This is a genomic window from Pantoea sp. UBA5035 (genome assembly GCF_002415245.1).
Classification (GTDB): Bacteria; Pseudomonadota; Gammaproteobacteria; order Enterobacterales; family Enterobacteriaceae; genus Pantoea; species Pantoea septica.
The window spans coordinates 91,133-115,068 of record NZ_DICD01000004.1 but is presented as its reverse complement, the minus strand read 5'-3'; the positions used below and the strand labels follow the sequence as shown (position 1 = coordinate 115,068).

Sequence of the window (23,936 nt, the reverse complement as noted above, 5' to 3'; positions counted from 1 at the left end):
CCCCTTTTTTTGGACATTTGTCAGACAATAAATAGGTCAAACGCGGGTGGCGTGCGCCCCTTGCTTAAGTCGCGCGCTTACTCAGGCCGCTAAATCATCCTGGCGCAGCACGCGATGGCCGTGGGAGATCAGCGCGTCGGTGACGCGGCGCATCAGGCGGCTCTCTGGCGCAAAGCGGTGCCAGTAAAGCATGCGGCGCTGGCACAGGCCCGGCGTCAAATCGAGCAGTTCGCCGCCCGCCAGCTCGCGCTCAATCTGCAGATGCGGGATCATACAGCAGGTCGAACCCTGGCGAGCCAGCTGCACAAAGGCTTCCGAGGAGTTAACGATATGGCAGGGCACGCTGCCTGGCGACAGATCGAAATTCTGCTGTAAAAAGGCCTGATGCATATCGTCGAGATGGTCGAAAGCGACCGCTGGCGCCTTGAGCAGCGCCGAGCGGGTGACGCCGTTGGGAAAGTAGCGCGCGGCAAACTCCGGCGAGGCGACGAACAGATAGTCGAGCGCGCCAAGCTGATCGACCAGGCAGCTCGGCAGCGGCTGCGGCTGAATACTGACCGCGCCCACCACTTCGCCGCGGCGCAGCCGTTCCTGCGTGCGGGTTTCATCTTCGACCTGCAAATTAAGGCGCACCGGCGAGTCCGCCAGCACATCTTTCAGCGCAGGCAGCAGCCAGGTCGCCAGACTGTCGGCGTTAACCGCCAGCGACAGCAGCAGCGGCGTGGTGCCGCCGTTCTCGTCGCTCAGCCACTCTTCTTCCAGCAGCTCTACCTGATGCAGCAGCGCCAGCAGCTTCTGTCCCTGTTCGGTGGGGCGAGGCGGCACGGTGCGCACCAGCAGCGGCTGGCCGAACAGGTTCTCCAGCTGCTTGATACGCTGCGATACGGCCGACTGCGTAATGCATAACTTCTGTGCGGCGCGCTCAAAGCCGCGTTCGCGAATCACTGCATCCAGCGCCTGAAGCGTTCGATAATCGGGGCGTTTCATTGTTGTTCTCTCTCCTTCAGGGTGGACGATACTATGCCACAAAAAATTCATCTGGCGCGCGTCGAAGGCGCTTTCCCTGCGCCGCGCGTCGCCTTTTTTGCGGGCTGGCTTCCAAAGCGATCACGCCAGCGGAAACAGCCGCGCACATTCGGCGGGCGTTGCTTTATACTACGCGCACTTCGTTGTCGCACAGGTTTTAAACATATCATGACCCAGGATGAACTGAAAAAAGCCGTAGGCTGGGCCGCACTGAAATATGTGCAGCCGGGTACTGTCGTCGGCGTCGGCACCGGCTCCACTGCCGCGCACTTTATCGACGCGCTCGCCACGATGAAACATCAGATTGAAGGCGCGGTTTCCAGCTCGGAAGCATCGACGCTGAAGCTGAAAGCGCTTGGCATTCCGGTCTTCGATCTTAATGAGATCGACGATCTGGCGATCTACGTCGACGGCGCGGATGAGATCAACCCGCAGATGCAGATGATCAAAGGCGGCGGCGCGGCCCTGACGCGCGAGAAGATCGTGGCGGCCGTCGCGCGCAAGTTCATCTGTATCGCCGACGCCTCGAAAGAGGTGGACGTGCTGGGGCATTTCCCGCTGCCGGTCGAGGTGATCCCGATGGCGCGCGCCTTCGTCGCCCGCGAGCTGGTTAAGCTCGGCGGCCTGCCCGAGTATCGCCAGCATGTCGTCACCGATAACGGCAATATTATTCTCGACGTGCATAACCTCACGATTCTCGATCCCGTCGCGCTGGAGAAAAGCATTAACGCGCTGCCCGGCGTGGTGACCGTCGGCCTGTTTGCTGCGCGCGGCGCCGATATCGCCCTGATCGGCACGCCGGACGGCGTAAAAACCATCGAAAAATGATCTGTCCGGCGCGATAAACGCGCCGGTTATTTCCCTGCGCAAAACATCTTTTCTTTCGCTGCCTAAATTCGGTGACTTATGTCACATAACCGTCATCCACAGCAGGTTCGTTCTTTGTTCGTCGTTCAGCTCCCGATTTTGTGCGGCAATGTGCTGGGCTCAGGCTTCCCCGTGCTGGCCGCAAGGCAATCGGTTGTATTGCCGCAGGCGTAAATTTTGATATTTTGACAGAAGGCGCGCTTATGGCGGCCATTGTTGAAATCACAATAGGGTCGGGGAAATGGCAAAGGTATCACTGGAAAAAGACAAGATTAAGTTCCTGCTGGTGGAAGGCGTTCACCAGAGCGCGCTGGAAAATCTGCGCGCGGCGGGTTACACCAACATCGAATTCCATAAAGGCGCGCTGGATGACGAGGCGCTGAAATCCGCCATTCGGGATGCGCACTTCATCGGCATCCGCTCCCGCACCCAGCTGACGGAAGAGATTTTCGCCGCGGCGGAAAAACTGGTCGCCGTAGGCTGTTTCTGCATCGGCACCAACCAGGTCGATCTTAACGCGGCGGCGACGCGCGGCATTCCAGTGTTCAACGCGCCGTTCTCCAATACCCGCTCGGTCGCCGAACTGGTTATCGGCGAAATGCTGCTGATGCTGCGCGGCATTCCCGAAGCGAACGCCAAAGCGCACCGCGGCATCTGGAACAAAAACGCCGTCGGCTCGTTTGAGGCGCGCGGCAAAAAGCTTGGCATCGTTGGCTATGGCCATATCGGCATGCAGCTTGGCGTGCTGGCGGAAAGCCTGGGCATGCATGTTTATTTCTACGATATTGAAAACAAACTGCCGCTCGGCAACGCCACCCAGGTGCGTCATCTCGCTGATCTGCTGAATATGAGCGACGTGGTGAGCCTGCACGTGCCGGAAACCCCCTCTACGCAGGATATGATCGGCGCGCAGGAGCTGGCGCAGATGAAGAAGGGCGCGTTGCTGATCAACGCTTCGCGGGGCACCGTGGTCGATATTCCGGCGCTGTGCGACGCGCTGGGGAGCAAACACCTGGCGGGCGCCGCGATCGACGTCTTCCCGCTTGAGCCGGCGACTAACAGCGAACCCTTTAATTCGCCGCTGTGCGAGTTCGATAACGTGATCCTGACGCCGCACATCGGCGGATCCACCCAGGAGGCGCAGGAGAATATCGGTATCGAAGTGGCGGGCAAGCTGGCTAAATATTCCGATAACGGCTCAACGCTCTCGGCGGTCAACTTCCCGGAAGTGTCGCTACCGATGCACGGCGCCAGCGCCAGCCGTCTGCTGCACATTCATGAAAACCGTCCGGGCGTGCTGACGGCAATCAACCAGATCTTTGCTGAGCAGGGCATCAACATCGCTGCGCAGTTCCTGCAAACCTCGCCGATGATGGGTTACGTGGTTATCGATATCGATGCGCCGCAGGATCTGGCGGACAAAGCGCTGCAGCTGATGAAGGCGATCCCGGGCACCATTCGCGCTCGTCTGCTCTACTGATTCCGCTTTACTGAAACCGGGCCGTCTGCATTTGTTACAGACGGCCCGTCTGTTTCCGCCTCTGGCTCACGCCTGCTATTCCCACTGCCACAGGCGCGACGGCGTCAGCACGGCGGGCAGCGGCACATCCCATTCCTCTGCGGGTAACCGCTCCACCTGCTGGCAGTCATGCGCCACGCCCACCGGTAAAAAGCCGTGCCGACGCCAGTTCTGCAGGGTGCGGTCGTAAAAGCCGCCGCCCATGCCGAGTCGCTGCCCGCTGCTGTCAAAGGCCACCAGCGGCACCATCATCACATCCAGCCGATCCAGGGTAATCAGCTGGCGGATATCGAGCGGCGGTTCGGGAATTCGCAGTTTATTCGGCCTCAGCGCGGTTTCCGGCGTATAGCGCAGAAACAGCAGCTGGCCAGCGGAGAAAGGGTGCAGCACCGGCAGATAAACCTGCTTTTTCTGCTGCCACAGCTTAGCGATAAGCGGACGGGTATTGAGTTCACCGTCTACCGACAAAAAGAGCGCGATATGGCTGGCATTGGCGAGAGGGGCGAAGTTAACGGCGTGTTCCGCCATCAGAGCGGCGGCCTGTTGCTGCTGCTCAGGCGTCAGGGCGCGGCGCAGGTGGCGCACGTGCTGGCGGATATGGTGGCGATCGAGCAGAGAGGGCTGGGACACGAGAACCCCGTTGATATAGTCGCTGATTAAGCAACTATATCATTCATAACGGGGAAAGACAGATGCAGAACAGAAGGAGATCTCCGAGATGCCGCCGCAGGCTGTAACCCTTGAACCCTTGGTTCAAGGTGAATGTGCCGTCGCAACCATCAGGCTTCTCGGACGAACCGAGCATGCTCACAGGTTACAGAGCGCCACACTCTGTTGGTATGAAATATCGGCTCAGGGGACTGGCCCGCTTGCAAACATCTCAGAGAAAATGGACTTTACCGTTGCCGCTGCGCAGCAACCATAAAGTATTATTCGAACTTCGCACCCTGGCGGTCGGTTATGCGACCTTGCTCAACAAGAGCCTGTTCAATAGTCTGCTGCAGGATACGGATACGTTGTTCCATATTAGCAGCATAATCACGCGTTTTCATTTTCTCTTGCGCCAGTTCATGGCAAATGTTTAACGCGGCGATGAACACCAGTTGCTCGGTATTTGTGACTCTAGTGCGAACTTTTAAATCTTGCAACCGTTGATTGAGGTCATCGGCAGCCGCATTCAGCGCATCTTGCTGTTCAGGCGGACAATTCACTCTCAATGAACGACCAAAAATTTGTATATCTACTGGTTGTGCAGACATGCCACCTTCCTGACTGATTACTTCGCCCGCAGCTCCCTTTGGGCTCAATGCCTTGGGAGGCGGGCAACTATATAGACCCGCGAAATAACTTACAACCCCTTTTCTGGAAACCTTGAGGCAGCTAGTGGTAGCATAACACGAACTTATTCTGCCAACGACGACGAATCCTTATGTCTTTACAGAACGTAACCCCCGATTACAACGCGCTGGCTTCAGCGCTCTCTCAACAAGGCGTGGGGATGACGCCAGCTGAAATGCATGGCCTGCTCAGCGGCATTCTGTGCGGCGGCAATCAGGACGCCAGCTGGAAAACGCTGGTGCACGATCTCACTAACGAAGGTATGGCCTTCTCGCAGAGCCTGGCGTCACCGCTTCAGGCGCTGCACGACAGCACCGCCAGCACGCTGGAAGAAGAGGGCTACCTGTTTCAGCTGATGCTGCCGGACGACGAAGACATCAGCGTCTTCGACCGCGCCGACGCGCTGGCAGGCTGGGTGAACCACTTCCTGCTCGGCCTGGGCGTCACCCAGCCGAAACTGGAGAAAGTGACCGGCGAAACCGGCGAGGCGATTGACGATCTGCGCACCATCGCCCAGCTCGGCTATGATGAAGATGAAGACCAGGAAGAGCTGGAGCAGTCGCTGGAAGAGGTGATTGAATATGTGCGCGTGGCGGCGCTGTTGTGCCACGACACCTTCACCCGTCCGCAGCCTACCGCCCCCGAAGTGAAAAAACCGACGCTACACTAAGCCAGATATCTCAGGGCGCGAACGCGCCCGTTTCTACAGGGAGTGCAAACATGATTTCTCTGGATACTTTCCAGCAGCGTCGTCAGGCGCTGCTGGCGAAAATGGCTCCCGGCAGCGCCGCCTTGATCTTTGCTGCGCCGGAAGTGACCCGCAGCAACGACAGCGAATATCCGTTCCGGCAACACAGCGACTTTCTGTATTTCACCGGTTTCAACGAGCCGCAGGCGCTGCTGGTGCTGATCAAAAGCGACGAAACGCACAACCACAGCGTGTTGTTCAATCGTGTGCGGGATCTCACCGCTGAGATCTGGTTCGGCCGTCGGCTGGGCCAGGATGCCGCGCCTGAAAAGTTAGGCGTCGATCGCGCGCTGCCCTGGGATGATATCGGCCAGCAGCTGCACCTGCTGCTGAACGGGCTTGACGTGGTTTATCACGCGCAGGGCGAATACGCGGAAGCGGATGCGCTGGTGTTCGCGGCGCTGGAGAAGCTGCGCCGCGGTTTTCGCCAGAATTTCAGCGCGCCGGCGACGCTCACCGACTGGCGTCCCTGGGTGCATGAAATGCGTCTGTTCAAGGACGAGGAAGAGATCGCCATCCTGCGTCGCGCCGGGCAAATCAGCGCGCTGGCGCATACCCGCGCGATGGAAGCCTGCCGTCCCGGCCTGTTCGAATACCATCTTGAGGGCGAAATTCACTATGTCTTCAACCGCCACGGCGCGCGCTTTCCCTCCTATAACACCATCGTCGGCTCGGGCGAAAACGGCTGCATCCTGCACTACACCGAAAATGAGAGCGAGCTGCGCGACGGCGATCTGGTGCTGATTGACGCGGGCTGCGAATTTCACGGCTACGCCGGCGATATCACCCGCACCTTCCCGGTCAACGGCAAATTCACCGCGCCGCAGCGCGCCATTTACGACATCGTGCTCGCCTCGCTTTACAAAGCGCTGGCGCTCTTCGGTCCCGGCGTCAGCATTCGCGACGTCAACGAAGAAGTGGTGCGAATTATGGTCAGCGGACTGGTGGAGCTGGGCATTCTGCAGGGTGAAGTAGAGACGCTGATCGCCGAAGAGGCGCACCGGCAGTTCTTTATGCATGGGCTGAGCCACTGGCTCGGCCTCGACGTGCATGACGTCGGCCACTACGGCACTCCTTCGCGCGACCGTATTCTGGAACCGGGCATGGTGTTGACCGTTGAGCCGGGTCTCTATATCGCGCCGGATGCCGACGTGCCTGCGGAATATCGCGGCATCGGCATTCGCATCGAAGATGACATTCTGATCACCGAAACCGGCAACGAGAACCTGACCGACAGCGTGGTCAAGGACGCGGACGCGATCGAGGCGCTGATGGCAGCGGCGCGTCAGGCATGACGGTAATTATCGCCGGAGGCGGCATGACCGGCGCGACCCTGGCGCTGGCTATTTCCCACCTCACGCAAGGGCAGCTGCCGGTGACGCTGATTGAGAACAGCGCGCCCGACAGCCGCGCCCATCCAGGGTATGACGGCCGCGCCATCGCGCTGGCCGCCGGCACGCGTCAGCAGCTGATCGATATTGATCTCTGGCGCAGCATCGAGAAATACGCCACGCCCATTACCGACATACACGTCTCCGATCGCGGCCATGCCGGTTTCGTCACGCTGGATGCCGGGGCCTATCAGATCCCGGCGCTCGGCTACGTCGTCGAGCTTTTCGACGTGGGTCAGCGGCTGTTCGAGCGCCTGAAAAGCGCGCCGGGCGTGACGCTACGCTGTCCGGCGCGCGTTATCGACGCGCAGCGCCGCCAGGAGAGCGTGCAGGTGACGCTGGAGAGCGGCGAACAGCTGGAAGGGGCGCTGCTGGTGGCTGCAGACGGCTCGCGCTCGCCGCTCGCCGCCTCGTTCGGCATTCAGTGGCAGCGTGAGGATTATCAGCAGCTGGCGGTGATCGCCAACGTCTCGACTCAGTTACCGCATCAGGGACGCGCCTTTGAGCGCTTCACCGAGCACGGCCCGCTGGCGCTGCTGCCGATGTCGGACAATCGCCTGTCGCTGGTGTGGTGCCATCCGCTCTCGGCGCGTGAAAAAATAGCACGCTGGAGCGACGACGAATTTCTGGCGCAGCTGCAGCGCGCGTTTGGCTGGCGGCTGGGGCGTTTTACCCATACGGGCCAGCGCGAGAGCTATCCGTTGGCGCTGCAAAGCGCCGGGCAGCAGACGTCGCACCGGCTGGCGCTGGTCGGCAATGCGGCGCAGACGCTGCATCCGATCGCCGGACAGGGCTTCAACCTCGGGCTGCGCGACGTGATGTCGCTGGCGGAGACCCTGGCGGCCGCGCATCGTCAGCAGCAGGATGTGGGCAGCTACGCCGTCCTGCATCGCTATCAGCAGCGTCGTCAGCCCGATCGCGCGACGACGATCGGCATCACCGACGGGCTGGTGCGGCTGTTCGCCAATCGCTATGCGCCGCTGGTGGCGGGACGAAATCTGGGGCTGATGGCGATGGATCATCTGCCGTGGCTACGTAATCAACTGGCCGAGCGCACGCTTGGCTGGGTTAAGCGTTAACTAAGGGGCACCGATGCAAAGTTTTGATGTGGTTATCGCCGGCGGCGGCATGGTAGGACTGGCGGTCGCCTGCGGTTTGCAGGGCAGCGGGCTGCGCGTCGCCGTGCTGGAAAAAACGGCGGAGCCGCAGTTCGACGCCGGCGCTGCGCCGTCGATTCGCGTATCGGCAATCAACGCCGCCAGCGAGCGGCTGCTGCAGAAGCTGGACGTCTGGTCCGATATTCTGGCGCGGCGCGCCAGCGCGTATCACGGCATGGAGGTGTGGGATCGCGACAGTTTCGGCGCCATTAGCTTTGATGACGAACAGCAGGGGCTGACCCATCTGGGACACATTGTCGAAAACCCGGCGATTCACAGCGCGCTCTGGCAGCGCGCCAGCCGCTGCAGCGACGTGACCCTTATGGCGCCTTCGCAGCTGCAGCAGGTGGCGTTCGGCGAAAATGAAGCCTTTGTCACTCTGCAGGACGGCACCATGCTGACCGCGCGCCTGCTGATCGCCGCGGACGGCGCCAGCTCCTGGCTGCGCAACAAAGCCGATATTCCTTTAACCTTCTGGGATTACGATCACCATGCGCTGGTGGCGAATATCCGCACCGAGCAGCCGCATGACGCGGTGGCGCGCCAGGTTTTCCACGGCGACGGCATTCTGGCGTTCCTGCCGATGCAGGATCCGCACCTGAGCTCTATCGTCTGGTCGCTCTCGCCGCAGGAAGCGAGCCGACTTGAGAGCATGCCGCAGGCGCTGTTCAATCAGCAGCTGGCGGTGGCGTTCGATATGCGCCTCGGTCTCTGCGAACTGGCGAGCGAGCGTAAAACCTTCCCGTTAATGGCGCGCTACGCCCGCAATTTCGCGGCGCATCGTCTGGCGCTGGTGGGCGACGCCGCGCATACCATTCATCCGCTGGCGGGGCAGGGCGTGAATCTCGGCTTTATGGACGCCGCAGAGCTGATTGGCGAAATCCGCCGCCTGCACCAGCAGGGCAAGGATATCGGTCAGCATCTCTATCTGCGTCGCTATGAGCGCAGCCGCAAACACAGCGCGGCGCTGATGCTGGCGGGCATGCAGGGCTTTCGCGAGCTGTTCGCCGGCAGCCATCCGGCGAAAAAGCTGCTGCGCGATCTGGGGCTGAAGCTGGCGGATACGCTGCCCGGCGTTAAACCCACGATGCTGCGTCAGGCGATGGGGCTAAACGATATGCCAGCCTGGCTGCGTTAAGCCGCACATTGCTTTTGTTGAGCCAGCCTTGCGCTGGCTTTTTTACGCCTTTTGGTCGTCCTGCACCAAAAACGAGCAGGGCTGCACCTTCAACGAGCCTCGTTTGATTTATTCTAATTTCACCCCTCTGTTCGCATTAGTTTTATTTATTTCATACCGACGTCGGCTGAGTGCGTTGTTAACATTTTGCGCGCCATCGCTGATTATCTTGCTGCGCATAACGGCGATGCGCCTCTTTCCTGCGTGGTAAATCACAAAAACGCAGTTAATTATGCTGCTATCTTTGCGCGCTGCTCAGGAGGCATGCTTCAATTCGACCCTGTACAGCTTATGGTTAAATCGTCTTTTCAATGATAACGTCAGGGAAAAGAGAACGTTTGCGCCGGGCGATAAGCAGGCTAATGCCCGCCCGAAACTTACCCGCTTCGCGACAGGATGGTTATGACTCAGCAAACCCCTTTGTTTGAACAGCATCAGGCCTGCGGCGCCCGCATGGTCGACTTCCACGGCTGGATGATGCCGCTGCACTACGGCTCGCAAATTGACGAACATCATGCCGTGCGTCAGGACGCCGGGATGTTCGACGTGTCGCATATGACTATCGTCGATCTGCACGGCGCGCAGACGCGCGACTTTCTGCGGCATCTGCTGGCGAACGACGTCGCTCGCCTGACGCAGCCCGGCAAAGCGCTCTACACCGGCATGCTGAACGCCTCCGGTGGCGTCATTGACGATTTGATTGTTTACTTTATGACCGACGACTTTTTCCGTCTTGTGGTCAACTCGGCCACGCGCGAAAAGGATCTGGCGTGGATCGGCAAGCATGCTCAGGCCTATGGCGTGGCGCTGACCGAGCGTGACGACCTGGCGCTTATCGCCGTGCAGGGACCGCAGGCGCAGCAGAAGGCGCAGACGCTGTTCAGCGCGGAGCAGCGCGACGCGGTCGCCGGGATGAAACCCTTTTTCGGCGTGCAGTCCGGCGACTTGTTTATCGCCACCACCGGCTACACCGGCGAAGCGGGCTACGAAATCGCGCTGCCAGCCGCCGCCGCCGCGGATTTCTGGCAGCGTTTGCTGACAGCGGGCGTCAAGCCGGCTGGACTGGGCGCGCGTGACACGCTGCGTCTGGAAGCGGGCATGAACCTCTACGGCCAGGAGATGGACGAAGGCGTCTCGCCGCTGGCGGCCAATATGGGCTGGACCATCTGCTGGGAACCGGCCGATCGCGATTTTATCGGACGCGAAGCGCTGGAGATGCAGCGTGAAAGAGGCACCGACAAGCTGGTTGGCCTGATCATGACGGAAAAAGGGGTGCTGCGCGGCGGCCAGCCGGTACGCTTTACAGACGCGCAGGGCCAGCCGCAGCAGGGTGTCATCACCAGCGGCTCCTTTTCGCCGACGCTCGGCTACAGCATTGCGCTGGCGCGCGTGCCGGCAGGCATTGGCGAAAGCGCTATCGTCGAAATCCGCCAGCGCGAAATGCCGGTAAAAGTAACCAAACCTGTTTTTGTACGCGGCGGCAAGCCAGTTCAGTAATCTATTTTCAGGAGAAAGGGCGATGAGCAATGTGCCAAACGAATTGAAATACCGTGACAGCCATGAGTGGGTACGTAAGGAAGCGGACGGCACCTTTACCGTCGGCATTACCGAGCACGCTCAGGAGCTGTTAGGCGACATGGTCTTTGTCGATCTGCCGGATGTCGGCAACAGCTACTCAGCCGGCGATGAATGCGCCGTCGCGGAATCGGTCAAAGCCGCGTCCGATATCTACGCACCCGTCAGCGGCGAGATCGTCGCCGTCAATGACGCGCTGGGCGACGCGCCGGAGCTGGTCAACAGCGAGCCCTATGCAGCCGGTTGGCTGTTCAGAATCAAACCCAGCGACGAATCCGAACTCGATTCGCTGCTGGACGCGGACGCCTATAAAGCCTCCATCGACGAATAAGCAACAGGGCGGCCAGACCTCGCTGGTCGCTTTTTATCCCTTGCTTTCTCTGTACTCCAGCCCGATTCAGGATTGACTGCAAATGACCCAGACTTTGAGCCAGCTCGAACACAACGGCGCCTTTATTGAACGCCATATCGGTCCCTCGCCGGAACAACAGGCTTTGATGCTGGAGGCAATCGGCGCCAGCTCGCTGGACGCGCTGATCGGCACCATCGTGCCGGCCGACATCCAGCTGCCTGGCCCGCCCGCCGTCGGCGATGCGGCGACCGAGCAGCAGGCGCTGGCCGAGCTCAAGGCGATCGCCGGTCAGAATCAGCGTTACAAATCCTGGATCGGCATGGGTTACAGCGCGGTGATCACGCCGCCGGTGATCCTGCGCAATATGCTGGAAAACCCGGGCTGGTACACCGCCTATACCCCCTATCAGCCGGAAGTGTCGCAGGGCCGCCTGGAGGCGCTGCTTAACTTTCAGCAGGTGACGCTCGATCTGACCGGTCTGGACGTCGCCTCCGCCTCGCTGCTGGATGAAGCCACGGCGGCGGCGGAAGCGATGGCGATGGCGAAGCGCGTCAGCAAGCTTAAAAACGCCAGTAAATTCTTTATCGCGGACGATATCCATCCGCAAACGCTGGATGTGGTGCGCACCCGCGCCGAAACCTTCGGCTTCGAGCTGATTATCGACCGCGCCGAGAAAGCGCTGGATCACGACGCGCTGTTTGGCGTGCTGCTGCAGCAGGTCGGCACCACCGGCGAAGCGCACGACTACAGCGCGCTGATCGCCGAGCTGAAAAGCCGCAAAATCGTGGTCAGCGTGGCGGCGGACTTTATGGCGCTGGTGATGCTGGAAGCGCCCGGCAAGCAGGGCGCGGATATCGTGTTCGGCTCGGCGCAGCGCTTCGGCGTGCCGATGGGCTACGGCGGTCCGCACGCCGCCTTTTTCGCCAGCCGCGACGAGCATAAGCGCTCAATGCCGGGCCGCATTATCGGCGTCTCGCGCGACGCCGCGGGCAACACCGCGCTGCGTATGGCGATGCAGACGCGCGAGCAGCATATCCGCCGTGAAAAAGCGAACTCCAACATCTGCACCTCGCAGGTGCTGCTCGCCAATATTGCCGGACTCTACGCGGTTTATCACGGTCCGAAAGGGCTGAAGCGTATCGCCTCCCGCATCCATCGTCTGACTACTATTCTGGCGGCCGGGCTGCAAAACGGCGGACTCAAGCTGCGTCACAGCAGCTGGTTCGACACCCTGACGGTCGAGGTCGAAGATAAAGGCGCGGTGCTCAACCGCGCGCAGAGCTTCGGCGTCAACCTGCGCAGCGATATTCATCACGCGGTCGGCATTACGCTGGACGAAACCACGCGTCGCGAAGATGTGCAGGCGCTGTTCGCCATTCTGCTGGGCGACGAGCACGGCCAGGATATCGATAAGCTGGACGCCGCCGTCGCGGCCGACAGCCAGGCGATTCCCGCCGCGCTGCAGCGTCAGAGCGCCATCCTGACCCATCCGGTCTTTAATCGCCATCACAGCGAAACCGAGATGATGCGCTACATGCATAGCCTGGAGAAAAAGGATCTGGCGCTGAACCAGGCGATGATCCCGCTCGGCTCCTGCACCATGAAGCTGAACGCCGCCGCCGAGATGATCCCCATCACCTGGCCGGAGTTCGCCGAGCTGCATCCGTTCTGTCCGGCGGAGCAGGCTACGGGCTATCTGCAGATGATTGGCCAGCTGTCGCAGTGGCTGGTGCAGCTCACCGGTTATGACGCGCTCTGCATGCAGCCGAACTCCGGCGCGCAGGGCGAATACGCCGGGCTGCTGGCGATCCGTCGCTATCACGAAAGCCGTAACGAAGGCGCGCGCAACCTCTGCCTGATCCCCAGCTCCGCGCACGGCACTAACCCCGCTTCGGCGCAGATGGCGGGCATGGAAGTGGTGGTGGTGGCCTGCGACAAGCAGGGCAATATCGACCTCGGCGACCTGCGCGAAAAAGCGGCGCAGGCGGGCGAGCAGCTCTCCTGCATTATGGTGACCTATCCTTCGACGCACGGCGTTTATGAAGAGACCATTCGTGAAGTGTGCCAGATCGTGCATCAACACGGCGGCCAGGTCTATCTCGACGGCGCCAATATGAACGCCCAGGTGGGCATTACCACGCCGGGCTACATCGGCGCAGACGTGTCGCACCTCAACCTGCACAAAACCTTCTGCATTCCGCACGGCGGCGGCGGCCCGGGCATGGGCCCGATCGGCGTGAAAGCGCACCTGGCGCCGTTTGTGCCGGGCCACAGCGTGGTGCAGATTGAGGAGATGCTGACGCAGCAGGGCGCGGTATCGGCGGCGCCGTTCGGCAGCGCCTCTATTCTGCCGATTAGCTGGATGTATATCCGCATGATGGGCGCGGAGGGGCTGAAGCGCGCCAGTCAGGTCGCGATTCTCAACGCCAACTATATCGCCAGTCGTCTGCAGTCGGCCTATCCGATCCTCTATGCCGGCCGCGACGGCCGCGTGGCGCACGAATGTATTCTCGACATTCGCCCGCTGAAAGAGCAGACCGGCATCAGCGAACTGGATATCGCTAAACGACTCATCGACTACGGCTTCCACGCGCCGACCATGTCTTTCCCGGTCGCCGGCACCCTGATGGTGGAGCCGACCGAGTCTGAGAGCAAAATCGAGCTGGATCGTTTTATCGACGCGATGCTCTCTATCCGCATGGAGATCGATCGCGTGGCCGACGGCGAATGGCCGGCGGAGGATAACCCGCTGGTGAACGCGCCGCATACGCAGGTCGAAATCGTCGGCGAGTGGAGCCATCCTTACAGCCGCGAGCTGGCGGTCTTCCCGGCGGGCAGCGACAATAAGTACTGGCCGACGGTGAAGCGCCTCGACGACGTGTTCGGCGATCGCAACCTGTTCTGTTCCTGCGTGCCGATGAGCGATTATCAGTAAACGCCGCGCAACGCTGTTATCAAGGGCCGCTTATCCGGCCCTTTTTTATGGAGAAAATATGGCACTGGCTCTGGTGACCGGCGCAAGCCGGGGAATTGGCCGCGCGACGGCGCTAAAGCTGGCGCAGCAGGGCTACCGCGTGGCGGTTAACTATCTGAAGCGCGCAGACGAGGCGCAGCAGGTGGTGGCGCAGATCCGCGAGCAGGGTGGCGAAGCCTTTGCCGTGCAGGCGGATATCGCCGAGGAAGCGCAGATTATGGCGCTGTTTCAGCGGCTGGACGAGGAGGCGATGCCGCTCGGCGTGCTGGTCAACAACGCGGGCATCCTCTTTACGCAGTGTCGGGTAGAGGACCTCAGCGCCGAACGCCTGCAGCGCGTCTTCGCCACCAACGTCACCGGCGCCTTTCTCTGCTGCCGCGAAGCGGTGAAACGTATGGGCACGCAGCACGGCGGCCTGGGCGGTTCGATTATCAACGTCTCTTCCGCCGCGTCGCGTCTTGGCGCGCCGGGAGAGTATGTCGACTATGCAGCGTCGAAAGGGGCGATGGATTCGCTGACGAAAGGATTATCGCTGGAGGTCGCGGCGCAGGGCATTCGCGTCAACAGCGTCCGGCCCGGATTTATCTATACCGAAATGCATGCGGACGGCGGCGAGCCGGGACGCGTCGATCGCGTGGCGGCCACAGCGAGCGTCATCCCGATGGGGCGCGGCGGAGAAGCGGAAGAGATTGCTGAAGCGATTGCCTGGCTGGCGAGCGAAGCGGCCTCCTATATTACCGGCACCTTTATCGACGCCGCCGGCGGCCGCTGATCGCGAGGCCGCGCCCGTTGCGGCGCGGCCCATGAGGATCAGAGGGTTTCGCCGTTGCTGGCGATAACCTGCTGATACCAGCCGAAGCTCTTCTTGCGCGAGCGGGCGAAGTCGCCGCTGCCGTCGTCGTTTTTATTAACGTGGATAAAGCCGTAGCGCTTGTCGTACTGACCGGTGGTAAACGAGACGCAGTCGATGCAGCCCCACGGCGTATAGCCCATCAGCTCGACGCCGTCGTGCGCCACCGCTTTTTTCATCTCGGCGATATGCGCGCGCAGGTAGTCGATGCGGTAGTCATCCTCAATCACGCCGTTCTCATTCGGTTTATCGATGGCGCCAAAGCCGTTTTCGACGATGAATAGCGGCTTCTGGTAACGCTCATAAAGCGCGTTCAGCGCATAGCGCAGCCCGGTCGGGTCGATCTGCCAGCCCCAGTCCGATGCGCCGACGTGCGGGTTTTTGACCACGCCGTCAAAGCCGGTAATGGGATCGTCAACGCCGCTGGCGTCGTGTTTTACCGCGTTGCTCATGTAGTAGCTAAAGCCGACGTAATCGGCGCAGCCGTTGCGCAGCGTCTCGGCATCGTCCGCTTCCATTTCAATCTGATAGCCTTTACGCGCCCACTCTTTCAGCGTGTAGGCCGGATAAGCGCCGCGCATCTGCACGTCGCTAAAGACATAGCGCTGATGCATCGCTTCCTGCGCCAGCATCACGTCGTCAGGATGGCAGGAGTAGGGGTAAATCGGCACCATGGCGATCATGCAGCCGATCTGGAAGTCGGGATTGATGGCGTGGCCGAGGCTGACCACTTTGGCGCTGGCGACAAACTGATGATGCATCACCTGATACATCACCTCTTCCGGCTTCTCGTGTTCGGTGAACACCACGCCGGAGCAGCAGTAGCCAAACAGCGGATATTGCCAGTTGCGCTGGTTATTGATCTCGTTAAAGGTCATCCAGTACTTCACTTTATGCTGATAGCGGCGCATCACCACGTCGCTGAAGCGCACGAAGAAATCCACCACTTTGCGGCTGCGCCAGCCGCCGTACTGTTTCACCAGATGGTAAGGCATCTCAAAGTGGGAGAGGGTGATAACCGGCTCGATGCCATACTTCAGCAGTTCGTCGAACAGATCGTCGTAAAACTGCAGGCCCGCCTCGTTCGGCTCCTGCTCGTCGCCCTCAGGGAAGATGCGCGTCCAGGCGATAGAGGTACGAAAACACTTAAAGCCCATCTCGGCAAACAGCGCGACGTCCTCTTTATAACGTGAGTAGAACTCTACGCCCCGGTGGTTGGGATAGAAGTTGCCCGGCTGCACGCCGTCGGTGATGACGCGGCTGACGCCGTGAGAGCCGCCGGTCAGCACGTCGGCGATGCTGACGCCTTTGCCGCCCTGATCCCAGCCGCCTTCGACCTGATGCGCCGCCACCGCGCCGCCCCATAAAAAGTGTTGCGGAAAGCCTGATTCGTTATGCATACGTCCCTCTCAGCGAAATAGATCTTGCCGCGAGTGTAGCAAAGCAAAAAAGGAAGTCACGCTATAACACCGGCGCCCCAGAGTAATATGTTACGCCGGTAAAACAACCTGTTTTATTTATTCAGCAGGCGGCCGATAGCCTCGAGAATATACATCACCGGCACCTGCGTCGTGATATCGGAATTGTCGCTCAGGCGGATGATCGGCACATGATAGGCCAGCGTAAAATCGCTCATTTTCGCCAGCGAGCTGCTCTCTGAGTGGGTTATCGCCATGATCTGGCAGCGCCGCAGGCTGAACTGGCTGGCAAGGCGCAATATTTCCGGCGTCTCGCCGGAGACGGAAAGCAATATCGCCAGCGTATTTTCATCCACGTTGCCGCTGACAGGATAATAAGGGTCGTCGATATAGTGGCTGAATTTTCCGACGTTAGAAAAAAAGCGCGCGCCATATTTCGCAAGGCTGCCAGAGGTGCCGGCGCCAATAAAGAAAAGCTGTTCGGCGCGATTAATCATCTGCGCGGCGCGGGAAATAAGCTCGCTGAATTCATCGTTATTAATACTTTTGAAAAAGCTCAGCATTTCGCTGACGCCGACGTTCGCCTGCGCGGGCTGCGCCTGCTGCTGCGCCAGTCGGAAACGAATGCGAAATTCCGACCAGCCGTCGCACTGCATCTTGCGGCAGAAACGCAGCACGGTGGTGGTCGAGACGCCCGCCCGTTCCGCCAGCTCGCGGATGGTCATATAGCTGACGCTTTCCGGGTGTTTAATGATGTCGTGATAAACCTGCATCTCGAGGTCATTCAGGCTGGCAAGATCGTGATGAGAGAACATCTGCGGGCGCGCTCATGAAAATGGATCTGCGCGCAGTGTAGCAGATTTGCGCGCTGCGCAGACGGTAACACGCATTCACAGATTAAATTTGGCGTACACGTGTACTCTCAAAATATTCCTGGCTATGCTGGAGGTCAGAAAATCCGCACCCATCACGACGTTGAGGAACGCGCCATCATGAAAAATCGCATGGCCCTTCAGGGCTACTCGCTCGCTGAGGAGATCGCCAACAGCATCAGCCACGGTCTCGGCTGCCTGTTTGGCATTGTCGGTCTGGTGCTGCTGCTGGCGCAGGCGACCGAAGCGGGCGCTAACGCCATCGCTATCACCAGCTACAGCCTCTATGGCGGCAGCATGATACTGCTGTTTCTCGCCTCTACGCTCTATCACGCTGTTCCCCACCAGCGCGCCAAACGCTGGCTGAAAAAACTCGATCACTGCGCCATCTATCTGCTAATCGCCGGCACCTATACGCCTTTTCTGCTGGTGGGGCTGAAGTCGCCGCTGGCGCATGGGATGATGGTGGTGATCTGGGGACTGGCGCTGGCGGGCATTATCTTTAAGCTCACCATCGCGCACCGCTTCAAGGCGCTGTCGCTGGTAACCTATCTCTGTATGGGCTGGCTGTCGCTGGTGGTGATCTATCAACTGGCGCTGACGCTTTCGCCGGGCGGCGTCTGGCTGCTGGCGGCCGGCGGCATCATCTATTCGCTCGGCGTCATTTTCTACGTGTCACGGCGTATCCCCTATAACCACGCTATCTGGCACGCCTTTGTGCTGGGCGGCAGCGCCTGCCACTTCTGCGCCATCTACTTTTACGTGATGTAACCTGGCGCGCCCGGCCGCCTGACGGCGGGAACCGGGCGCGGTCGTGCATTACTCTTCCAGCGAATAGGGCAGCGGCTTGATCAGCAGTCGTCCGCCTTCGTCGCCCTCGACGCGCAGCACGCTGTCCGCTTCCAGGTCGTTGTTCATCACGACCTGCACCCACACTTCGCCATCGTCGAGCTGAACGGCGGCCAACACCGTGCCGGTGCGGCGCCAGCGCTCGCCCATCTGCAGCTCCAGCGAATCGTTCGCCGCGGGTACGCGGCTCGCCTGACCGGCAAGCCAGTAAAGGGCGCGCTTGTTAGCGCCGCGGAATTTGGCGCGCGCCACCATCTCCTGGCCGGTATAGCAGCCTTTTTTAAAGCTGATGGCGTCAAGCGCCTGCAGGTTAACGGCCTGCGGAATCAGCTGCGCGGCGGTCGCCGGCTCAATTACCGGAATGCCTGCTTCGATATCGAGCGCCAGCCACTGCGCGCTGTCATTCAGCTGCGCGTCGTCGGCCAGCTTCTGCTGCAGCGCCTGCGCCTGCTCGCGCGTGGTCACGATCAGGAAACGCTCCGCGGGCGTCGGGAACCACAGCAGCGTGCTCTCCGCCTGATGCACCACCGGATGGTCGCCATCCGGCAGGGCGTCGAACAGGCTGGTCAGCGCCGCGCGCGCCTGGAACCCCGCCACGCCGAGCAGCACCGCGTCGTCGTCCGGCGCCAGCGTCACTTTCGAAAACACCGCATATTTTTTCAGTTCCGTCAGCTGCGTGTCGCGCAGTTCGCGGCGCACCAGATAGGCGTAACCTTCGCCGCGATGGAACAGGCGCAGATTGCTCCACATCTTGCCTTTCGCGTCGCAGTGCGCCGCCGGGCGATGCTGATCCGCGCCCAGCGCGGCGACGTCCAGCGTGAGCTGGCCTTGCAGATAAGAGGTACTGTCGGCGCCCTGCACCGATACCAGCGCCCAGCCGTCCAGCGACATCAGGGTTAACGGCAGGCGAGAGGCGGCCACGGGCTGGCGCGGGGGTAAGCTGAAAATAAGCATTGGCTGTCCTGATTAAAAAGGTGGATCCTGAACTCAATGTTAAAAGAGCGCACTGGCTTTGCAACAGGTTTACGGAATCGGGCGCACAAATCGCGAGTCGGCGCGGCAACGGCAGGCCGACGCGCGCGGCGCGTCGCACAGCCCCGCAACGGGCGCCTGCAGGCGTGAGAAAACCAGGTTACACTAGCCGCCTGTCTGAAATGCGGAAATCACACACATGGATATTCATGATAAATCGCGCATTCACTGGGCCTGCCGCCGCGGCATGCTGGAGCTGGATGTCGCTATTATGCCTTTCTTCAAATATGAATATGACAGCCTCAGCGACAGCGACAAAACGGCTTTCGTCGCGCTGCTGAAGAGCGACGATCCCGATCTCTTCAACTGGATGATGAATCACGGCGAACCGGCCGATCCGGAGCTGAAGCGCATTGTCCAGCTGATCCAGCAGCGCAACCGTGAACGCGGCCCCGTGGCAATGTAAGCTGCGGCCGTCGCGCCAGGCGCGCCTGCTGCATGGCGCGCTGGCGTCTGGCGCGCTGCTAATCGTGGCGAGCGCGCCGCTGCCCGCCCTGTTCTGGCTGATTAAAATCCCGCTTTTGCTGCTGATGCTGCATGAATACCGACAGCAGCAGCGCCGGCTGACGCAGCGGCGCGGCATGCTACAGCATAAAAGCGACGACAGCTGGCGCTGGCAGGGCGCGCGCTGGCGCATCAGCGGCCCGATCCGCTGGCTGCCGGGCGCGGCGCTGCTGGTGTTGCGCAGCGAGAAAGGAGAGACGCGCAGGCTGTGGCTAATGCAGGATATGATGCCGCACGCGCGGTGGCGTCAGCTGCGCGCCCGTTTGCTCAGCCGCGTGGACAGGCAGTAGGCCGGGCGCTACAGCAGCGCGGCGGTCTCGGTCAGGATCTGCTCGCACCACTGTTCGATACGCTCGTCGGTGACGTCGAACTGATTCACGTCGTCCAGCGCCAGGCCGACAAACTGCGTGCCGTCGGCGCTAAGCGGACGCGGGCTGGTAAATTCATAACCTTCCAGCGGCCAGTAGCCGACGAACTTCACGCCCATCGGCTGTAGCAGCTCATGCAGCATGCCCAGCGCGTCGAGAAACCATTCGCCATAGCCAAGCTGGTCGCCCATGCCGTAGAGCGCGACGATTTTTCCGCGCAGGTTGAGCGTCGACAGCTGCGGCCAGATCGCTTCCCAGTCCTCCTGCAGCTCGCCGAAATCCCAGGTAGGGATGCCTAAAATCAGCAGGTCGTACTGCTCCATCAGCAGCGGATCGTCATCTTTCACGTTGTGCAGCGTGACCAGCTCAGCGCCGATAAAGTCGCGGATTTTCTCTGCGGCCATTTCGGTATAGCAGGTGCTTGAGCCGTAAAAAAGACCAATTTTCATGCAGATAATGCTCGGATTAAGACTGACTTTGGCGCAATTGTATCAGAAGCGGGGCGGATTCAGGCATAATGAGCACGATTTCACCTCAAGGCGGGGATACCGTGCAAGACAGCGACCTGACAGAACAGTTTCTGGATGCGCTCTGGATTGAACGCAATCTGGCGCAAAATACCTTGTCCTCGTATCGTCAGGACTTAAAAACCCTGACCGACTGGCTGACGCATCGCGGGCTGACGCTGCTGACGCTGCAGGCCGAGGATTTGCAGCAGTTTCTCGCCGAACGGCTGGAAGGCGGCTATAAAGCCAGCAGCTCGGCGCGGCTGCTCAGCGCCATGCGCCGCATTTTTCAGTATCTCTACCGCGAGAAGCTGCGCAGCGACGATCCCAGCACGCTGCTGGCCGCGCCGAAGCTGCCGCAGCGACTGCCGAAAGATCTCAGCGAAGCGCAGGTGGAGCGGCTGCTGCAGGCGCCCAGCACCGATATTCCGCTGGAGCTGCGCGACAAGGCGATGCTGGAGCTGCTCTACGCCACCGGGCTGCGCGTTTCTGAACTGGTCGGCCTGACCCTGAGCGACGTCAGCCTGCGCCAGGGCGTGGTGCGCGTCATCGGCAAAGGCAATAAAGAGCGCCTGGTGCCGCTGGGCGAAGAGGCCGTTTACTGGCTGGAGCACTACCTTGAACACGGTCGCCCCTGGCTGCTCAACGGGCAGACGCTGGACGTGCTGTTTCCCAGCAGCCGCGCGCAGCAGATGACGCGCCAGACCTTCTGGCATCGCATCAAGCACTACGCCGTGCTGGCGGGCATCGACAGCGAAAAACTGTCGCCGCACGTGCTGCGGCACGCCTTCGCCACCCATTTGTTGAACCACGGCGCCGACCTGCGTGTCGTACAGATGTTGCTGGGACACAGCGATCTCTCTACCACGCAAATTTATACGCACGTCGCGACCGAGCGGCTGCGTCAGTTGCATCAACAGCATCATCCGCGCGCCTGACGCGGACATTAAGGAAAGAAGATGAAGAAATTTCTCCTGCTGGCCCTGTTGGCTGGCGCCTTCAGCAGCGTAGCTCAGGCCGATGACGGCGCGATCCTGCAGTCGCTGAAAAAGCTGGGACTGAAGCAGACGGAAATCGTGCCGTCGCCGCTGCCGGGATTTAAAACCGTGCTGACGGAAAGCGGCGTAATTTACGTTACCGAAGACGGCAAACATATGATTCAGGGCCCGCTCTACGACGTTAGCGGCGCGCAGCCGGTCAACGTCACCAATCAGCTGCTCGACAAAAAGGTCGAGGCGCTGGCGCCGCAGATGATCGTCTATAAAGCGGCGAAAGAGCAGCACGTCATTACCGTTTTCACCGACATCACCTGCGGCTACTGCCGCAAGTTGCATGAGCAGATGGCCGACTACAACGCGCTGGGCATCACGGTGCGCTATCTCGCCTTCCCGCGCGAAGGGCTACATGGCCAGGTGGAAAACGCCATGAAGGCGATCTGGTGCGCCGCCGACCGCAACAAAGCGTTCGACGAAGCGATGAAGGGCAACGCGCCGCAGATGAGCGCGCCGGACAGCTGCAAGATCGATCTCGATCAGCATTACAAGCTGGGCATTCTTTACGGCATCCAGGGCACGCCGGCGATCCTGACCGACTCCGGCATGATGATCCCGGGCTATCAGGGGCCGCAGGAGCTGAAGCAGGTGTTGGATCAGCAGAAGCGCGGTGGCTAATTGGCAGTGATTAAATCAGTAGAACTGCGGCGGCGCGAGATCGGCGTCGAGGACCAGCTCCCGGCAGATCTTCCGCCGCTGCTTAAACGTCTCTATCTGCAGCGCGGCGTGCGCAGCGCGGCTGAGCTGGAGCGCGGCGCGAAGCATTTGCTGCCGTTCTCCTCGCTTAACGGGCTGGATGCGGCGGTCGAGCTGCTGCATCAGGCGCTGCTCGACGGACGCCGCATTATGGTGGTGGGCGATTTCGACGCCGACGGCGCCACCAGCACCGCGCTAACGGTGCTGGCGCTGCGCAGCATGGGCGGCCACAACGTTCAGTATCTGGTGCCTAACCGCTTCGACGACGGCTACGGCCTGAGTCCGGAAGTGGTGGAGCAGGCGCGCGCGCGCGGCGCGCAGCTGATCCTGACGGTGGATAACGGCATCTCGTCCCATAGCGGCGTCGCCTGCGCCCATCAGCACGGCATTCCGGTGCTGGTCACCGATCACCATCTGCCTGGCGACACCCTGCCTGAGGCGGAAGCGATAGTGAACCCTAACCTGCGCGACTGCGAATTCCCGTCGCGCGCGCTGGCGGGCGTCGGCGTCGCCTTCTACCTGATGATGGCGCTGCGCGCGCATCTGCGTAAGCTGGGCTGGTTCGGCGCCACGCGCGCGGAGCCGAATCTGGCGGAGCTGCTGGATCTGGTGGCGCTCGGCACCGTCGCCGACGTGGTGCCGCTCGATGTCAATAACCGCATCCTGGTGTGGCAGGGGCTGAGCCGCATTCGCGCCGGAAAATGCCGTCCCGGCATTCGCGCGCTGCTGGAGATCGCCAACCGCGACGCGCGCCAGCTGGTGGCGAGCGATCTCGGCTTCGCCCTTGGTCCGCGCCTGAATGCGGCGGGGCGGCTCGACGATATGTCGGTCGGCGTCGCGCTGCTGCTTACCGACGACATTACCCAGGCGCGGATGCTGGCCAACGAACTCGATGCGCTCAATCAGACGCGCAAAGAGATTGAGCAGGGCATGCAGAGCGAGGCGCTGGCGCTCTGCATGGAGCTGGAGCGTAAGCAGACTGATTTGCCGCTGGGGCTGGCTTTCTACCATCCCGAATGGCATCAGGGCGTGGTGGGCATTCTCGCCTCGCGGCTGAAAGAGCGCTTTTATCGTCCGGTTATCGCGTTCGCGCCAGCGGGCGACGGCACGCTAAAAGGCTCTGGACGGTCGATTCCCGGTCTGCACCTGCGCGACGCGCTGGAGCGGCTCGATACGCTCTATCCCGGCATGATGCTGAAGTTCGGCGGGCACGCCATGGCGGCGGGCCTGTCGCTGGAAGAGACGCAGTTTGAGGCGTTTCGCCAGCGCTTCGCCGACCTGCTGGGCGAGTGGCTGAGCGAAGAGTCGCTCCAGAGCGTTATCTGGTCAGACGGCGCGCTGCAGCCGGGCGAGTTCAGTTTGCAGACCGCTGAACTGCTGCGCGAAGCGGGCCCCTGGGGACAGGCGTTTCCCGAGCCCGCTTTCGACGGCAAGTTCAAGCTGCTGCAGCAGCGACTGGTGGGCGAGCGGCATCTGAAAGTGATGCTGGAGCCGCTCGGCGGCGGCCCGCTGATCGACGGCATCGCCTTTAACGTCGATACCACCCTGTGGCCCGACAACAGCGTGCGTCAGGTCGAGCTGGCCTTTAAGCTCGATATCAACGAATACCGCGGCAATCGCTCGGTGCAGCTGATTATCGATCACCTCTGGCCGCTGAGTTAACGC

General features: G+C 61.0%; 23 protein-coding genes and 1 other RNA gene. 16 read left to right on the top strand and 8 right to left on the bottom strand.

Annotated features, from left to right (window positions below; all coding sequences use genetic code 11):
- Positions 1-81: 81 nt before the first annotated feature.
- Complete coding sequence (locus B3229_RS03575; protein WP_033752211.1) at positions 82-987, bottom strand: LysR family transcriptional regulator ArgP; 906 nt, start codon at positions 985-987, stop codon at positions 82-84.
- A 207-nt stretch (positions 988-1,194) separates the two neighbouring features.
- On the opposite strand from B3229_RS03575, the gene rpiA reads away from it, so the two are divergent.
- Together rpiA and serA are read left to right on the top strand one after the other, a co-directional pair.
- Positions 1,195-1,854, top strand: a complete 660-nt coding sequence (rpiA, locus tag B3229_RS03570) for a ribose-5-phosphate isomerase RpiA (RefSeq protein ID WP_048785551.1) — start codon at positions 1,195-1,197, stop codon at positions 1,852-1,854.
- 280 nt (positions 1,855-2,134) lie between these two features.
- Positions 2,135-3,373, top strand: coding sequence for a phosphoglycerate dehydrogenase (gene serA, locus B3229_RS03565; RefSeq protein WP_286868721.1), 1,239 nt, complete (start codon positions 2,135-2,137; stop codon positions 3,371-3,373).
- A 75-nt stretch (positions 3,374-3,448) separates the two neighbouring features.
- Here the strand turns inward: serA and B3229_RS03560 are convergent, their stop codons facing one another.
- The 3 genes from B3229_RS03560 to zapA form a co-directional block, all read right to left on the bottom strand.
- Positions 3,449-4,042, bottom strand: a complete 594-nt coding sequence (locus B3229_RS03560; protein ID WP_048785555.1) for a 5-formyltetrahydrofolate cyclo-ligase — start codon at positions 4,040-4,042, stop codon at positions 3,449-3,451.
- 76 nt (positions 4,043-4,118) lie between these two features.
- Positions 4,119-4,302, bottom strand: a non-coding RNA gene (ssrS, locus tag B3229_RS03555) — 6S RNA.
- A 39-nt stretch (positions 4,303-4,341) separates the two neighbouring features.
- The gene (gene zapA, locus B3229_RS03550) at positions 4,342-4,671 is read right to left on the bottom strand and encodes a cell division protein ZapA (protein WP_033752202.1); all 330 of its coding nucleotides are present in this window, start codon (positions 4,669-4,671) and stop codon (positions 4,342-4,344) included.
- A gap of 170 nt (positions 4,672-4,841) precedes the next feature.
- Between zapA and B3229_RS03545 the strand changes: the two genes are divergently transcribed.
- The 8 genes from B3229_RS03545 (at position 4,842) to B3229_RS03510 (ending at position 14,896) form a co-directional block, all read left to right on the top strand.
- Positions 4,842-5,420 (top strand): YecA family protein, encoded by a 579-nt coding sequence (locus B3229_RS03545; RefSeq protein WP_048785557.1) that lies wholly within the window; start codon positions 4,842-4,844, stop codon positions 5,418-5,420.
- A gap of 50 nt (positions 5,421-5,470) precedes the next feature.
- Positions 5,471-6,793, top strand: coding sequence for a Xaa-Pro aminopeptidase (gene pepP, locus B3229_RS03540; protein WP_048785559.1), 1,323 nt, complete (start codon positions 5,471-5,473; stop codon positions 6,791-6,793).
- Complete coding sequence (gene ubiH, locus B3229_RS03535; RefSeq protein WP_048785561.1) at positions 6,790-7,968, top strand: 2-octaprenyl-6-methoxyphenyl hydroxylase; 1,179 nt, start codon at positions 6,790-6,792, stop codon at positions 7,966-7,968. Before pepP ends, ubiH begins: the two co-directional genes overlap by 4 nt.
- Positions 7,969-7,981: 13 nt before the next feature.
- Positions 7,982-9,184: an FAD-dependent 2-octaprenylphenol hydroxylase gene (gene ubiI / locus B3229_RS03530; protein ID WP_286868718.1), complete on the top strand. Its 1,203-nt coding sequence runs from the start codon at positions 7,982-7,984 to the stop codon at positions 9,182-9,184.
- Positions 9,185-9,625: 441 nt separating this feature from the next.
- Positions 9,626-10,720: a glycine cleavage system aminomethyltransferase GcvT gene (gene gcvT, locus B3229_RS03525; RefSeq protein ID WP_286868717.1), complete on the top strand. Its 1,095-nt coding sequence runs from the start codon at positions 9,626-9,628 to the stop codon at positions 10,718-10,720.
- A gap of 22 nt (positions 10,721-10,742) precedes the next feature.
- Positions 10,743-11,129, top strand: a complete 387-nt coding sequence (gene gcvH, locus B3229_RS03520) for a glycine cleavage system protein GcvH (RefSeq protein ID WP_096073754.1) — start codon at positions 10,743-10,745, stop codon at positions 11,127-11,129.
- An 82-nt stretch (positions 11,130-11,211) separates the two neighbouring features.
- Entirely contained in the window at positions 11,212-14,085 is a 2,874-nt protein-coding gene (gene gcvP, locus B3229_RS03515; protein WP_286868714.1) for an aminomethyl-transferring glycine dehydrogenase, read from the top strand.
- A gap of 58 nt (positions 14,086-14,143) precedes the next feature.
- Positions 14,144-14,896 carry an SDR family oxidoreductase gene (locus tag B3229_RS03510; RefSeq protein WP_286868712.1) on the top strand — a complete coding sequence of 251 codons (753 nt, stop codon included), beginning with the start codon at positions 14,144-14,146 and terminating at the stop codon, positions 14,894-14,896.
- Positions 14,897-14,934: 38 nt separating this feature from the next.
- Here the strand turns inward: B3229_RS03510 and B3229_RS03505 are convergent, their stop codons facing one another.
- Both B3229_RS03505 and B3229_RS03500 read right to left on the bottom strand, forming a co-directional pair.
- Positions 14,935-16,374 carry a 6-phospho-beta-glucosidase gene (locus B3229_RS03505; RefSeq protein WP_286868710.1) on the bottom strand — a complete coding sequence of 480 codons (1,440 nt, stop codon included), beginning with the start codon at positions 16,372-16,374 and terminating at the stop codon, positions 14,935-14,937.
- Between the two features lie 113 nt (positions 16,375-16,487).
- Positions 16,488-17,207, bottom strand: coding sequence for a MurR/RpiR family transcriptional regulator (locus tag B3229_RS03500; protein WP_286868708.1), 720 nt, complete (start codon positions 17,205-17,207; stop codon positions 16,488-16,490).
- 177 nt (positions 17,208-17,384) lie between these two features.
- Here B3229_RS03500 and trhA point away from each other — a divergent pair, with 177 nt between their 5' ends.
- Positions 17,385-18,035 carry a PAQR family membrane homeostasis protein TrhA gene (gene trhA / locus B3229_RS03495; protein ID WP_410477773.1) on the top strand — a complete coding sequence of 217 codons (651 nt, stop codon included), beginning with the start codon at positions 17,385-17,387 and terminating at the stop codon, positions 18,033-18,035.
- Positions 18,036-18,083: 48 nt separating this feature from the next.
- Here trhA and ygfZ read toward each other — a convergent pair whose 3' ends face one another.
- The gene (gene ygfZ, locus B3229_RS03490) at positions 18,084-19,067 is read right to left on the bottom strand and encodes a tRNA-modifying protein YgfZ (protein ID WP_286868707.1); all 984 of its coding nucleotides are present in this window, start codon (positions 19,065-19,067) and stop codon (positions 18,084-18,086) included.
- Between the two features lie 217 nt (positions 19,068-19,284).
- Between ygfZ and sdhE the strand changes: the two genes are divergently transcribed.
- Together sdhE and B3229_RS03480 are read left to right on the top strand one after the other, a co-directional pair.
- Positions 19,285-19,551, top strand: coding sequence for an FAD assembly factor SdhE (sdhE, locus tag B3229_RS03485; RefSeq protein WP_286868705.1), 267 nt, complete (start codon positions 19,285-19,287; stop codon positions 19,549-19,551).
- The gene (locus tag B3229_RS03480; protein WP_048784256.1) at positions 19,526-19,939 is read left to right on the top strand and encodes a protein YgfX; all 414 of its coding nucleotides are present in this window, start codon (positions 19,526-19,528) and stop codon (positions 19,937-19,939) included. The genes sdhE and B3229_RS03480 overlap by 26 nt, the downstream gene beginning before the upstream one ends.
- An 8-nt stretch (positions 19,940-19,947) precedes the next feature.
- Here the strand turns inward: B3229_RS03480 and fldB are convergent, their stop codons facing one another.
- On the bottom strand, positions 19,948-20,466 hold the full coding sequence (gene fldB / locus B3229_RS03475) for a flavodoxin FldB (protein ID WP_033752170.1): 519 nt from the start codon (positions 20,464-20,466) through the stop codon (positions 19,948-19,950).
- 68 nt (positions 20,467-20,534) lie between these two features.
- Here fldB and xerD point away from each other — a divergent pair, with 68 nt between their 5' ends.
- The 3 genes from xerD to recJ are packed head-to-tail and all read left to right on the top strand — an operon-like array spanning position 20,535 to position 23,933.
- Positions 20,535-21,461 (top strand): site-specific tyrosine recombinase XerD, encoded by a 927-nt coding sequence (gene xerD / locus B3229_RS03470; protein ID WP_161801252.1) that lies wholly within the window; start codon positions 20,535-20,537, stop codon positions 21,459-21,461.
- 21 nt (positions 21,462-21,482) lie between these two features.
- Entirely contained in the window at positions 21,483-22,193 is a 711-nt protein-coding gene (gene dsbC / locus B3229_RS03465) for a bifunctional protein-disulfide isomerase/oxidoreductase DsbC (protein WP_033752164.1), read from the top strand.
- A 6-nt stretch (positions 22,194-22,199) separates the two neighbouring features.
- On the top strand, positions 22,200-23,933 hold the full coding sequence (gene recJ / locus B3229_RS03460; protein WP_048784267.1) for a single-stranded-DNA-specific exonuclease RecJ: 1,734 nt from the start codon (positions 22,200-22,202) through the stop codon (positions 23,931-23,933).
- Positions 23,934-23,936: the final 3 nt, after the last annotated feature.